The 13,120-nt window shown below is 36.1% G+C and carries 12 protein-coding genes; 7 read left to right on the forward strand and 5 right to left on the reverse strand.

What is annotated here, in order from left to right; all coding sequences use genetic code 11:
• Positions 1 to 47: 47 nt before the first annotated feature.
• Positions 48 to 893, reverse strand: coding sequence for an AraC family transcriptional regulator (locus H5J24_RS11285; RefSeq protein ID WP_068943110.1), 846 nt, complete (start codon positions 891 to 893; stop codon positions 48 to 50).
• 74 nt (positions 894 to 967) lie between these two features.
• Here H5J24_RS11285 and H5J24_RS11290 point away from each other — a divergent pair, with 74 nt between their 5' ends.
• Both H5J24_RS11290 and H5J24_RS11295 read left to right on the forward strand, forming a co-directional pair.
• Entirely contained in the window at positions 968 to 2,347 is a 1,380-nt protein-coding gene (locus H5J24_RS11290; RefSeq protein ID WP_068943109.1) for an MFS transporter, read from the forward strand.
• 28 nt (positions 2,348 to 2,375) lie between these two features.
• Positions 2,376 to 2,765: a hypothetical protein gene (locus H5J24_RS11295; protein ID WP_068943108.1), complete on the forward strand. Its 390-nt coding sequence runs from the start codon at positions 2,376 to 2,378 to the stop codon at positions 2,763 to 2,765.
• Between the two features lie 48 nt (positions 2,766 to 2,813).
• Here the strand turns inward: H5J24_RS11295 and H5J24_RS11300 are convergent, their stop codons facing one another.
• The gene (locus tag H5J24_RS11300; RefSeq protein ID WP_068943107.1) at positions 2,814 to 3,974 is read right to left on the reverse strand and encodes an MFS transporter; all 1,161 of its coding nucleotides are present in this window, start codon (positions 3,972 to 3,974) and stop codon (positions 2,814 to 2,816) included.
• A 192-nt stretch (positions 3,975 to 4,166) separates the two neighbouring features.
• On the opposite strand from H5J24_RS11300, the gene H5J24_RS11305 reads away from it, so the two are divergent.
• From H5J24_RS11305 to H5J24_RS11315, 3 genes are all read left to right on the forward strand, one after another.
• On the forward strand, positions 4,167 to 5,012 hold the full coding sequence (locus tag H5J24_RS11305; protein ID WP_228407622.1) for a helix-turn-helix domain-containing protein: 846 nt from the start codon (positions 4,167 to 4,169) through the stop codon (positions 5,010 to 5,012).
• Positions 5,013 to 5,109: 97 nt separating this feature from the next.
• Positions 5,110 to 5,739: a DUF3828 domain-containing protein gene (locus H5J24_RS11310; protein ID WP_141395680.1), complete on the forward strand. Its 630-nt coding sequence runs from the start codon at positions 5,110 to 5,112 to the stop codon at positions 5,737 to 5,739.
• Positions 5,740 to 5,828: 89 nt separating this feature from the next.
• A complete protein-coding gene (locus tag H5J24_RS11315; RefSeq protein WP_068943105.1) occupies positions 5,829 to 6,476 on the forward strand; it encodes a GNAT family N-acetyltransferase in 648 nt (215 codons plus the stop codon).
• A 50-nt stretch (positions 6,477 to 6,526) separates the two neighbouring features.
• On the opposite strand, the gene H5J24_RS11320 is transcribed toward H5J24_RS11315, so the two are convergent.
• The 3 genes from H5J24_RS11320 to H5J24_RS11330 form a co-directional block, all read right to left on the reverse strand.
• Positions 6,527 to 7,534, reverse strand: a complete 1,008-nt coding sequence (locus H5J24_RS11320) for a T9SS type A sorting domain-containing protein (protein WP_082811191.1) — start codon at positions 7,532 to 7,534, stop codon at positions 6,527 to 6,529.
• Positions 7,535 to 7,690: 156 nt separating this feature from the next.
• Positions 7,691 to 8,605, reverse strand: a complete 915-nt coding sequence (locus tag H5J24_RS11325) for a helix-turn-helix domain-containing protein (RefSeq protein ID WP_068943103.1) — start codon at positions 8,603 to 8,605, stop codon at positions 7,691 to 7,693.
• A gap of 51 nt (positions 8,606 to 8,656) precedes the next feature.
• Positions 8,657 to 9,454, reverse strand: a complete 798-nt coding sequence (locus H5J24_RS11330; protein ID WP_068943102.1) for an SDR family oxidoreductase — start codon at positions 9,452 to 9,454, stop codon at positions 8,657 to 8,659.
• Between the two features lie 213 nt (positions 9,455 to 9,667).
• Here H5J24_RS11330 and H5J24_RS11335 point away from each other — a divergent pair, with 213 nt between their 5' ends.
• Together H5J24_RS11335 and H5J24_RS11340 are read left to right on the forward strand one after the other, a co-directional pair.
• Positions 9,668 to 11,329, forward strand: a complete 1,662-nt coding sequence (locus tag H5J24_RS11335) for a hypothetical protein (RefSeq protein ID WP_232816310.1) — start codon at positions 9,668 to 9,670, stop codon at positions 11,327 to 11,329.
• Positions 11,326 to 13,005: a DEAD/DEAH box helicase gene (locus H5J24_RS11340; protein ID WP_232816311.1), complete on the forward strand. Its 1,680-nt coding sequence runs from the start codon at positions 11,326 to 11,328 to the stop codon at positions 13,003 to 13,005. The genes H5J24_RS11335 and H5J24_RS11340 overlap by 4 nt, the downstream gene beginning before the upstream one ends.
• Positions 13,006 to 13,120 lie beyond the last annotated feature (115 nt).

Genomic DNA, 13,120 nt, shown 5'->3' on the forward strand with positions numbered 1-13,120 from the left:
AATCAACGGTTTACAAAAACAGAAATAAATTTTATTACTGTAATTTGTTATCTGTTCTTCTTCCTGTATTCACCTGGAGTAATGCCTCTATACTTTTTAAAGAGCTTGGAAAGGTGGCTTTCATCACTGAATTGCAGCTCATAAGCAATCTCACTTAGCCTTATGCTGCTGTATTTCAAATAGGTTTCTACCAGTTTAAGTCGATAATCCAGTAAGTAATCCTGATAGGAAACTCCGGTCTGTTGTTTAAAGTACTCTCCGAAATAATTTCCCGAAATCCCAAAATGGTCTGCAATGGTCTGGATTCCGGTCTTTTCTCTATCTTTTATATGCTTTTGAATGTAAGCAATGATCTTCATAATGGAAAAGGCCTTTTTATTCTCCTGTAAATCTGAAGTTTCACTCTGAATGATATTTCTGGCAATAAGATTAAGTAAAATTGAAATACAATTACGGATCACAAGATAATCTTCTGCTTTATTCCCGAATTCATAAGCAATCTGCTGAATAAGGGTCTTTGCAAAATCTTCATCATTTTTATTACGGAATACACAGCCGGCACGGGCATGATAATTATTACTGATATATTGAAGTTTATACAGATTTTCACAACTTTCAATACGGTCTGCTTCCAGACGAATCTTATCGATAAACGCAATGGGACATTCTATACTGATCAAATCAGCATTATCACTTTCAAAGCGATAGGATTCCTGCTGGGGAATAATAAAAAGTTTTCCTTCCGTAAAATCAATATAACGGTCATCATAAAGCAGCTTTCCTTTTCCCTTTACAATGTATACAAATGAAAGAAAAACTGCTGTTTTAAAAACTGCCTCTCCTTTAAGTTTTATTTCTTTTACTGTAATTCCTTCGAGATGAATCCCTTTCATGTATGCACACTATATTTTCCTCCAAAAGTACAATTTTACCATAACATAAGGAGGTTATTTTTGCATAAAAAAATATGAACACTTATCCGAAACGATGGCATGCCCTCAATTTTCTGATGGCCGGAGCCTTCCTTTCACCCCTGGATTACTTTATTGTGAATATGGCCTTACCTTCCATAAAAAATGCTTTCAAAGCCAGTGACCACCAGTTACAAATGGTTATTGCTATTTATGGACTTACCTATGGAGCCTTAGTAGTATGTGGCGGCAGGCTGGGTGATCTCTATGGACGAAAGAAAATTTTCACATTGGGATTATATACTTTTTTATTATCTTCTTTGGCCTGTGCTTTTTCTCCTACCGTTACATGGCTTATTATAGCAAGATTATTCCAGGGAGTTGGGGCTTCATTACTTGCTCCACAGGTTCTGGCTTCCATAAAAGTATTATTCAGCAGCCAGGAACAGCCAAAAGCAGTAAGCCTTTTCAGTTCAGTATTTGGCTTAGCTTCTGTCGTAGGGCAATTACTTGGAGGGTTCCTTCTCAGCATGCATTGGGAATATTTTTCATGGGAACTGGTGTTTCTCGTGAATGTTCCTGTCACGATCATTTGTATTGCCGGGATTCATTTTACAATGGACAACAGTCACAAAGAATCTAAGTCTGGAATTGACTTTAAAGGGGCATTATTACTGATTCTCGCTTTGCTCATGCTGATATGTCCTCTTATTTTCGGGCAGAAATACCAATGGGCATGGTGGATATTTGCAGTGATGCTATCAGGCGTATCTCTAATGATTATTTTCTTTAGATACGAAATGTATCTGCTAAAAAACAACCGTTCGGTACTTATAGATCCTACACTCCTTCAATACAAACCTTTTGCATTGAGCCTTCTCATTCTCTTTTTTTACAATTTCACTTCAGGTCTCTTCATTTGTTACCCTTACTATCTCCAGGAGTTTCTTCACCAGAGCTCCATACAGACTGGACTCGCTATTGTCCCTTACGGAATTGCTTTTTTCCTGGGACCATTGATGGTATCTAAAATAAAACGGTCTTCCCATACCCTGATTTATATTGGTCTAGGATTATTAATGGGAGGGTTTATCTTTAGTGCATTGTGTTTTTATTTACAGCAAAAACCTTCTTTCATCACAAATATTACTTTGTTTATAGCGGGTTTGGGACATGGGACTATTATGCCGGTGATGATGCGGACGGCCATTACTTTTACCAGCAAAGAAAAGGCTGGCCAGGCTTCAGGCCTGATAAGTATCGGAATACAAGTAGGAAGTGTAACCGGAGGCGCCGTAATTGGAACCTTATTTTTTAATCTGATTGAAATACTGGGTTTTCCAAAGGCCTTTGCTATATCCATCTTTATGATTGGAGCCGTTCAGGTAATAGGGATATTAATCAGCAGCAGATTACGTCAATATAGTAACACCTAATTTTTATCAATAATAAATTTTTAATCTCATGAATAACAAAGAAAAAATCACTAAAGAATTAAAAGATTTCTGTGAAAATATCGAAAAATGGTTTCAGGGGAATGAGAAGGATGCGAATGCTTTATCAAGAAAGATCCTTTCCGGATTCTCTCCTGAATTCAATATGATTAATGGAGACGGAAATCCTATTAGCCTAAACCTATTTTCAGAATGGCTTCCTACTGTTTTTGGGAAATTCCCAGATCGTAGTATACAGATCGAAAATGTAGAAATTCATTGTTCTGAGTATCATGGTCTGGCTACTTATACTGAAATTCAGATTACAGAAGGGATCATAAACCAACGAAAGGGCTCAGCCGTTTTCTTTTTTAAAGAAGAGAAAGCTTTATGGTTCCATCTGGTAGAAACCTGGATATAAAGGTAAGCGGACTGTTTTTTCAACAGTCCGTTCTATTTTTAACAATAATTATTTATCCTTTCGAAATACCTTCATTTTTCCAGCCATCATACTCAATAGAATTCCAAAACAGGCAAAAAGTCCGAAAGAATATCTTAAATCAAAACTTTCTGCAACATATCCAATCAAAGGCGGTCCAATCAGAAAGCCTAAGAATGAAATACTGGACACGAATGACAAGGCTATACTTGGGGCAACCGTATTGACTTTCCCAATGGTACTGTATACTGATGGTACACTTAAAGAAGCTCCAAGCCCAATAATCATAAAGGCAATAATACAAATCCATAACTCAGGAAAGAAAACGCTCAGGAAAAGGCCGAAACTCATCAGGATTCCACAGAACTGCAATACGGTTCTTTTTCCCAGCCTTTCAATGATCCTATTTCCAATAAACCGTCCTAAAGTCATCATTAAGATAAAACTTGTATACCCCAATATCACAAGACTTTTCGGTGCTTTTACAATCGTTTGAAAATACACTCCACTCCAGTCAAACATAGCTCCTTCAATCGCCATACTTAGAAATCCAATGATTCCTAATCCAACCAATGTTGGATTTACAGATTTAAAAATGGATTGCGTTTGCGGCTGAACTTTATGAATAATGTTGGTAAGGTTGCTCCTGCTATACATCCAGATCAGAGTGACGAGAATGAAAGTCAGCACAAAGTGATGAAAAGTTTCTATATGCAGATTAATCGTAAGCATTCCTACAAGCGCCCCTATCAATCCTGCAAAACACCAGGCTCCATGATAAGAAGATAACAGTGTTCTTTTGGTGATGGATTCTATTTCAATAGCCTGTGTATTGATTGCAATATTACACAGATTTCCTGTTACTCCAAAGAAAAACAGAACAGCTGCTAAAATCCAGTAAGACGGAGAAAGCCCTATCAGTAAAAGAAAGCCCGGGTACAGTAGGAAACAGCTTTTAATCATCGTACTGCTTCCATATCTGCTGATTAATTTCCCGGATAACATCATGGTAGAAAGCTGACCTATCGGCATCAGAAGCAAAAGGGTTCCAAGCTGGGCTTCATTGATAGAAAGGGCATCTTTAATAATGGGAATCCGGCTGGCCCATGACGAGAAAACAAGCCCGTGGGCAAAGAAAAGTAAAAAACAGGCCGTAGGCATTTTTGCATTGAATGATTCTCTATCGTGCATTAAAACAGTGTTTGATTAAAATTTCCGTTTGCGAAGTTAGCAACACTTAACGAATAAAATACATTCCATTTTTGATATTTTATATTCCATTTTAAACAATGCTTTTAAAAAGAAAAATTAACTGCTTACATTTGATCACCGGAATAAATTTGACAAATTATTAACCATTCTAAGAAGTCATCCCATTGTACAATGATAGAGATCAAGCCCAATTTTGAAGGATTATGTATTGAAAGATATACGATAAACAGCCTCTCTGAATTTCATACAAAAGCAGGAAACCTTAATAAACTCTTACTTTGTTTCGCATCAAACGGTACTTTGGATATTCAGATCAATGCTCTTCCTTTTTCCATACAAGCTAACTCTATCATTATGCTACTGCCTGATACAGACCTGGGTGATCTTTCCGGAAGTCTTGACCTTGAATTATCCGTATTTTTTATCTCTTTGGATTTCATTAGTACTTATAGTTTTCTAACGGTACTCTTAGCCAGTGATGAAATCAAATTCAATCCGGTCATGAAGGTTGAGTCCACAGCAAAAAAGCTCATTGGGTCCACCGTAAAATTAATTCAGGAATACAACTCCAAAACCAAGGAAGAAAGTACTGTAGAATCTGTACAATATTTGCTCTATGCACTCTTGGAAGTGGTTTCTAAACTGTATCTTCCGGTTATCAAAAATAACAGTCTCTTACAAACCAGAAGCCAGGGCATTATTGATCATTTTTTTGAATTATTGAATCAACATGGGCATCTGGAAAGAAGTGTATTATTTTATTCTGATCAGTTGCATTTTTCCCCTCAGTATTTAAGCAGTTTAATCAAAAAAGAAACCGGAAAGCCTATTAAGCAATGGATAAGTTATAGAGTGATCAAGCATGCTGAAGAGCTCCTCAAAACAACTTCATTATCCATTAAAGAAATCAGTAACCAGTTACAATTTGTAGATTCTTCCCTATTTTGCAGGTATTTCAGACGTTGTACAGGCATTACAGCCAATACATACAGAGAAAACTACAAGATTAAAAAATAAATGATTCCTCTTAAATAAAAATTCGTGTATTTGCGGCCGTTCACATAAAAACCGGTTGATTATTTTGTAATTTAGACCCCTCCAAAAAAGAAAACGAATGATGTCAGGGAAACCATTATTATTATCAACAGCATGTCTGCTATTGATCTATTGCAAAAAAGAAGAGACCATCAAACCTTCTATTTTTCGGGATACCATCCATCAAAAGGATACAGGATCTGCAACACCCAAACTTCAAGATAATTCTGCCATTGAAACTGTAAAATCATTTATGATCTGGTACAGAGACAATGAGGATAACCTCTCCCATTTCAATACCATAAAAGGCGGACCTCAGGAAAATGATCCTCCGACAGATTATTCTATAAATTTTGATCAGGTTGATAAAGAAATAGCCTTTATGAAAAGCAGCCATTTCCTATCTGAAAAGTTTCTGGCTGCTTATAGACAAAATTATGTGGAAGGTGATGAATATTTTAAAAAGAATCCTGCTAATGACGGTCCTCCACATGGTTTTGATTATGATTATTTTTTCAAAACTCAGGATGATTATCAATCTGATGTAAGGGATATTGAAGCTGTAAAATTCACTGTAAAGCAAATCAGCTCTCAGCTATCTTATGTACAATTTCATCTGAAAAACTCAGGGATGACATATCAATATATTCTTAGCAAGAATAAAGACCATCAATGGCAAATTGATTCCATTGAAAACATTAGCAAATAAATTTAATTCACATAAAACTAGAAATACGATTGATTTAATACAACAGTATCTTGTTTTTGATTAAATTAGCTATTCCAAAAAATATTAATATGAAGGAGAAATGGATATCCCATCCAACTATTTTAGAAGGAAAAAATGTAGAGCTCATCCCTTTGGAAAAAGAACATTTTGAAGAATTATATGCTGCCGCAGCAGATAAAGACCTTTGGACATTAATTCCTACTGACGGTTCCGATAAATCAATATTCTATCAAAACTATGAATTTGCCCTATCAGAAAGAGAAGCAGGAAGGCAATATCCTTTCGTCATAAGACATAAGAAGACTCAGAAGCTGATAGGTTCCACAAGGTTTTTTGAAATATATCCATCTGATAAAAAATTAGAAATCGGCTGGACCTGGATTACAAAAGAATTTTGGGGAACATCTGTCAATCTGGAATGCAAATTACTTCTGCTCAGTTACTGTTTTGATGTATTAAAAACCAATCGTATACAACTGAAAACTAAAGATGACAACTTCAGATCAAGAAAAGCGATTGAAAAAATAGGTGGCGTATTTGAAGGTATTTTACGAAAAGACAAAATTCAGAATGACGGGACCACAAGAAATGCGGCCTATTACAGTATCCTTGATGATGAATGGGAAAATGCAAAACTGAAAATTGAAACCTTAATCAAAGAAAAAGAAGCTTCTGAGCTAAAACAATTTTCTGAGAAGCAGTATGGCATAAAATAAAAAAACGGACGTAAAATCAAGTATTTTACGTCCGTTTTTTCAATAGTCATTTACTTTTTAATAATTTTCTTTGAAATTATGGTTCCATTCTTCAATTCTCCCTGAAGGATATAAACACCTTTTGGAAGTTTTGAAATATCAATATTTCTTGAAGCACCCGCTGTAATAACGGTTTTACCTTCCAAAGAGCTCACTGTAATCTTTTTAAGATCCTCTTTTGACGCTATTGCAATAAAATCTGCACTTGGGTTCGGATAGATAGAGATCGTCGCTTTTTTGCTATCCAAATCAACAGTAGACAATACTGTGCTATCAAGATACGATACCGTTTTTGAAACATTGGTAACTCCATTAAGCACAAATGTATTGATGGCAAAACTAAACACCATACCATCAGTCTGGCTTACCCACTGATAAGATTCATTGGTATAAGTAGCTGTAATAGGGGTAGGTGAACTGGCAATAGTCTGTGTTGCAGATCTCATTCTTTTTATTCTCAATACATTAGAATAAGTTCCTTTAGGAGTAGTGATAGTACCGTAGCCATCTACAGTAACACTCACCTGCCCTGTTTCATTGGTATTTCCTATGGCAGTAGAAACACTGTTAAACTCATATGTATCATCAAACTGTTGAAGATAAGTAATCGGAAACTTATACTCAATCAAAGGATTAACGTAGGTCACTGTAACATCTCCCAGTGCAGGTCCTGAATAAGATCCTAACATAGTCGCTTCAACATCTGTCATGGAATTAAAATCCTGAGTGTCAATATTAGCCATCGATGTAATCCTGTTAGCACCAGGAAATCTAAAACAATTGGCCTGTCCGGGACATTCTTTAGCGGTATAAGAAACAGGATTAGTTCCTGTATATGCTGAAAAATTCCAGGTAATATTGGCTCCTGCAGAACCTGCAGTAATAGACGTTCCGCTTACATCCTCGGATTTTAGATTAATCACTGTATTCAGACGGTCAACTCCAGCTCTTGTTACGGATGGCTGGGCATAGGACATTATCCCTAAAAGAAGGAATAAAACAAAGTTTAAATTTTTCATATTATGTTGATTTTAAGATTAGTTACATACTTATATTTCACAACATAAAGATAAATAACAAATTCCTTTCGGCAATCATTTATCTATTTAAAACTTTATTTCTTCTACGAATGACACAAAGAGAATGCCCAGCAGAAATAGCTGGGCATTTTTATACTAATTAAATAACTGTCTGTAACCTAAAGGGGTTTGATCTGTTTTCTTTTTAAATAATTTATTAAAAGATTGTGGATGCTCAAATCCTAGCGCATAAGCAACTTCCGATACAGAGAAATTAGTGGCTGTAAGATATTCTTTTGCTTTTTCAATCAGCTTCTCATGAATATGCTGCTGCGCATTCTGGCCTGTGAGATTTCTCAACATATCACTGAGGTAATGAGGTGACAGATTAAGCTCTGAAGCCAGGAAGTCTACTGTAGGAAGTCCGGCTGTCAATGTTTTCTGATCATTAAAATAGTTTTCCAGCACTTTTTCCATGGTAGTCAACAGATCATTATTTACCGTCTTTCTTGTGATGAACTGTCTTTTATAAAAACGATTGCTGTAATTGAGGAGAACTTCAGTATAGGAAATTATCACATCCTGACTTACTTCATCAATAGCAGTATTCAATTCATTTTTAATACTGTTCAAAAGCCCTTGCATGATCGTCTTTTCCTGATCAGACAAATGAAGAGCCTCATTTGTATCATAAGAAAAGAACCCCAGTTTTTTTATATTTTGGGCCAAAGGATAATTTCTGATAAAATCTGGGTGTATCAACAGTGTATAGCCGCAATATTCTGAATTCTCTTCAGGAGAAAGTATCTGCCCGGGAGCGGTAAACATCATGCCGCCTTCATTAAAATCATAATATCCTTGTCCATATCCCATTTTCCCGTTTGTAGAATATTTATAAGAAATTTTATAGAAATTGAACATAAAACTTCTTCCTGCCCAATCCTCTTTAATGCTCATTTTTTCATTATCTATGAGACTTACCAGCGGATGAAGAGGCCCCGGAAGCTGCAACAAACTGTGCAGCTCCGATATTGAGGAAATTTTTACTAAAGAATTTTCTTTCTTTTCCATGTTATAAAGTTATGATTTTTCTATGAAGCTCCATATACAACTGACAGACAATTAAATAAACCGACTACCTAATTGTTCTCTAAATACTTCAGCTCCTAATTTCTGACGTTCTTCATATAAAGCTTTTGCATCCTCACCTGCTACATATCTTAATTGTTTTTTGTTATCTGTAGCGGCTTCATAAACTACTTCAGCAATTTGTTCCGGCGTAGAAGCAGCTTCCATCATTCCTTCCATAGCAGAATACAAAGAATTAATCATCTCTTCGTAAGCAGGACTTGATGCAGAATCCAGAGAACGGCTTACAAAATCCGTTTTTATGCCTCCGGGAGAAACTGTTTTAATATCTATTCCGAACTTATTCAATTCAAAAGCCATACTTTCGCTCCATCCCTCTAACGCCCATTTTGTAGCATGATAAATTGAATTCAGAGGAAAAGCCATTAATCCGCCAATAGATGTTGTAGAAATAAACATTCCTTTCTTTTTCTCTCTAAAATAAGGAGTGAATGCCTGAGTAACCCGAATAGTACCCAATAAATTTGTATTCAGTTGTCTCACAATCTGATCATCATTCAAAGCTTCCAAAGGTCCTAAAAGTCCATACCCTGCATTGTTAAAAACCACATCTACATCCCCCAATTCCAATGATTGATTGACAACAGCCCGTATTTGTTCAGGATTCGTTACATCCAATGGAAGCACTGTTACGTTATCCAAAGCAGTAAGATCAGAAGCCGCTTCAGGATTTCTCATGGTAGCAATTACCTTCCATCCTTTCTGTTGAAATAATTGTGCAGTTGCTTTACCTAACCCTGTAGAAGCACCTGTTATAAAAATTGTTTTCATTTTTTCTTGTTTAAAATTACAGGACAAAGGTCAGAATCAGAAAAAACATAAGAGTTGCCAAAACGGACTAAGCTGTAGCCAAAATGGATAGCATTAATTTAATAATCATAGACTTTCCTAACCGCTTATATTGAAAATATTTTATAGGGTATGAAAGCCTCAATTATTCTTTCATTTTATCGTTTTTTTGTAAGTTTGCTCGGATCAATTTTTATGGCAGAATATATTCTTGAAAACATCAATATCAGTACACTTTCCGTATACGACTTGTTAAAGCATACAACAGAAAGTTCGTTTGTGGAAATCACTGATTTTCATGAAGTATATCCTGTCACCATTGAAAATAATATGGGAATCTTTACAAAAGAATCTTCACTACATGATTTTCCCATAGTAACTATAAGTCGTATACATCATTCATTGATTTGTAGTTGTACTTGCGACAATTCTAAGCCTCAGCTTTGTGCTCACCAGGCAGAAATCATCCATTGTATTCTGGAAGAAAAGAAATACCGGATTTTCTTTGATGATATTCTACGTAAAAAAACATTCTTATCTAAGGCCAAAGGTTATGGCTTAGAAAATGAACCGGATCTCGATCACTATTTTCAACTGGAACTGACAGAAGGGAAATTGGAAATTCTACCCAGGATCAAAGAAATGCTTACTATGGATGAGCAGATGTTTCAGAGAGACCTTCTGCCTCAGGTTCTGTCTAAACTAGATGAACTGGCAGTACAGGAAACTGGAAAGAAACAAATACTGGCCATTGGTAAACACCGTTACTACAATCATCTGGTGTTCTCTCTCATGGAAGCCGAAATTACACAAACCGGAAAGCTTAAAAATCCTGTTACTGCTGTCGATGCCATGCAATTGATTTGGAAAGCTGAAAAACCTCTGGATATAAAATTCTATACGGCTATTTCTTCTTTTCAAAACAATTACAATGAAGAGTATAATGCTTCTGAAATGGAAGCTCTAAAACTGATTGTAAAGAATCCCCTCGGCCTAGATGTGTATTATCATGATCGTGAAATCGCTGAAACGATGTCTGCAAAATCGCTGACACAAGTTACACTTAATACTTTAAATACAAACATCCAACTATCTGTATTTAAGAAAGATCCATTTTTTGAAATAACTGGAGAATTACTTTTAAATGACTTGCTGGTTCCTTTTAAAAATATAATTTTAAGAAATGAGTATTTTATATATAACAACAACACATTCAGTCTCATAGACCATCCTGACATGCTCAGGATCATCAAGTTTTTCAAAGCTAACAATGAAATATTACTGATCCATTCTTCGAAATACGAGGGTTTCATGAAGCAAATTTTATCCAACCTTGAAGAACATATTAATATAAATTACAGCTACATACAAACCGCAACGAAAGTACAGCTTGAAGAAAAGAATTTTCAGATAGAAAGAGTAATTTATCTTCGTCAGCAGGAAAATTATATTGGTATTACCCCTGTCATGAAATATGGTCAGGTGGAAGTTCCTGTATATTCCAGAAAGCAGATTTTTGATACCGATCAGAATGGAAACCCTTTCAAGATAGAAAGAAATGATGCCGCAGAAGCACGCTTTACCTCTTTGGTGATGCAGCAGCATCCTGACTTTGAAGAACAGATGGATGGTTACCAGTATTTCTATCTTCACAGGGAAAAATTCCTTGATAACAATTGGTTCCTGAATGCTTTTGAAGTATGGCGGAATGAAGGTATTGTCATTTTAGGTTTTAACGACCTGAAAAACAATAAGCTAAACCCTCACCGCGCCAAAATTAATATTCAGATTACGAGTGGGCTGGATTGGTTTAATGCAAAATTAAAAGTAGGGTTTGGGCAAAAGAAACTACTTTGAAACAGCTTCACAGAACCATTCGCAATAAAAGTAAATTCGTTCAGCTGGATGACGGCAGCCTGGGCATTCTCCCTGAAGAATGGATGGACAAAATTGCGGCTTATTTTCAAGTTGGCGAAATTGATGAAGAATTATTAAGAATTCCGAAAATCAACTTTACTGAAGTCTCTTCTCTTTTTGAAAAAGAAGTATTGAGTACAGAGGTTCAGAATGAGATCACCACATATTCCACTCAGTTTGCAGCCCATAAAAATATTCCTCAGGTCAATATTCCGGCTGAATTAAAGGCTGAATTAAGAGATTATCAGCACGAGGGATTAAATTGGCTTAATTTTCTGGATGGGTTCAACTTCGGCGGATGCCTTGCTGATGATATGGGACTGGGAAAAACACTTCAGATCATTGCATTTATTCTTTCTCAAAGGGAAAACCGAGGGCACACTACAAATCTTGTAGTCGTTCCTACTTCTCTTCTTTTCAACTGGCAGGAAGAAATCAGCAAGTTTGCCCCTTCCATAAAGGTTTTAGTACATTATGGCCCGGATCGGCAGAAAGTGACTACTCACTTTTCTGATTACGAAGTGGTGCTGACCACCTACGGAATGCTGCTTTCTGATATCCGCTTCCTGAAGACCTTTAATTTCAATTATATTTTCCTTGATGAATCTCAGACCATCAAGAACCCTAATTCTGAAAGATATAAAGCAGCAAGGCTTCTCCAGGCCAGAAACAGAATTGTTTTAACGGGTACTCCTGTTGAAAACAGTACTTTTGATCTTTACAGCCAGCTTTCTTTTGCATGCCCCGGCTTATTGGGCAGTAAACAGTCTTTCAAAGATATTTATGCTATTCCTATTGATAAGTTTGAGTACAATAAACGGGCTATGGAACTTCAGCAGAAGATAAAACCATTTATCCTTCGCAGAACGAAGAAACAAGTAGCCAAAGAACTTCCGGAGAAAACAGAAACGGTTATTTATTGTGAAATGAATGCTGAACAGCGCAGGATCTATGATGCTTATGAAAAAGAGCTTCGTGAATTCATTGCGGCCAATGATGACGATGACCTTAATAAAAACAGTATGCACGTTCTTACCGGGCTTACAAGACTCAGACAAATCTGTAATTCTCCTGTATTGATTAAAGAAGGCTATTCCGGAGAACATGCAGTAAAAATTGAGATTCTGATGGAGCAGATTCTTGGAAAATCAAAAGACCATAAAATCCTTGTATTCTCACAATTTGTTGGAATGCTGGATCTATTGAAGCCTGAACTGGAGAGTCATGGAATTCCTTTTGAATATCTCACCGGACAAACGAAGGAAAGAGGTAAAAAAGTAGCCAATTTTCAGGAAAATGAAGACATTCGTGTATTTTTAATAAGTTTAAAAGCTGGTGGTATAGGCCTTAATCTTACCCAGGCCGATTATATTTATTTGATTGACCCATGGTGGAACCCTGCTGCTGAAAACCAAGCAATTGACCGAAGTTACCGTATCGGACAAACTAAAAATGTGATTGCCGTGCGTATGATCTGCTCCAATACGGTGGAAGAGAAAATCCTTACTCTACAGAAAAAGAAAACATTATTGGCTCAAAACCTTCTTAAAACAGAAGGAACAAAGTTCAAGGGGCTTTCAAAGCATGACCTTCTGGATATTTTAGAGCAGAAATAAAGGATTAAATTATTTGATGGAACCGGTTTAAAACCACCCTGATTTTACTCAATACTTTAACGATACAACATATTTATTGTCAGCGATATAAAACAAAACCGACAGATATAATCTG

Source organism: Chryseobacterium capnotolerans, assembly GCF_021278965.1.
Taxonomy (GTDB): Bacteria; Bacteroidota; Bacteroidia; order Flavobacteriales; family Weeksellaceae; genus Chryseobacterium; species Chryseobacterium capnotolerans.

What these genes read in the sequence shown, in the direction of transcription:
- H5J24_RS11305 (WP_228407622.1), top strand. Translation starts at nt 4,167, where the DNA reads ATGATAGAGATCAAGCCCAATTTTGAAGGATTATGTATTGAAAGATAT.
- H5J24_RS11325 (WP_068943103.1), bottom strand. Translation starts at nt 8,605, where the DNA reads ATGGAAAAGAAAGAAAATTCTTTAGTAAAAATTTCCTCAATATCGGAG.
- H5J24_RS11295 (WP_068943108.1), top strand. Translation starts at nt 2,376, where the DNA reads ATGAATAACAAAGAAAAAATCACTAAAGAATTAAAAGATTTCTGTGAA.
- H5J24_RS11310 (WP_141395680.1), top strand. Translation starts at nt 5,110, where the DNA reads ATGATGTCAGGGAAACCATTATTATTATCAACAGCATGTCTGCTATTG.
- H5J24_RS11315 (WP_068943105.1), top strand. Translation starts at nt 5,829, where the DNA reads ATGAAGGAGAAATGGATATCCCATCCAACTATTTTAGAAGGAAAAAAT.
- H5J24_RS11285 (WP_068943110.1), bottom strand. Translation starts at nt 893, where the DNA reads ATGAAAGGGATTCATCTCGAAGGAATTACAGTAAAAGAAATAAAACTT.
- H5J24_RS11330 (WP_068943102.1), bottom strand. Translation starts at nt 9,454, where the DNA reads ATGAAAACAATTTTTATAACAGGTGCTTCTACAGGGTTAGGTAAAGCA.
- H5J24_RS11300 (WP_068943107.1), bottom strand. Translation starts at nt 3,974, where the DNA reads ATGCACGATAGAGAATCATTCAATGCAAAAATGCCTACGGCCTGTTTT.
- H5J24_RS11290 (WP_068943109.1), top strand. Translation starts at nt 968, where the DNA reads ATGAACACTTATCCGAAACGATGGCATGCCCTCAATTTTCTGATGGCC.
- H5J24_RS11320 (WP_082811191.1), bottom strand. Translation starts at nt 7,534, where the DNA reads ATGAAAAATTTAAACTTTGTTTTATTCCTTCTTTTAGGGATAATGTCC.
- H5J24_RS11335 (WP_232816310.1), top strand. Translation starts at nt 9,668, where the DNA reads ATGGCAGAATATATTCTTGAAAACATCAATATCAGTACACTTTCCGTA.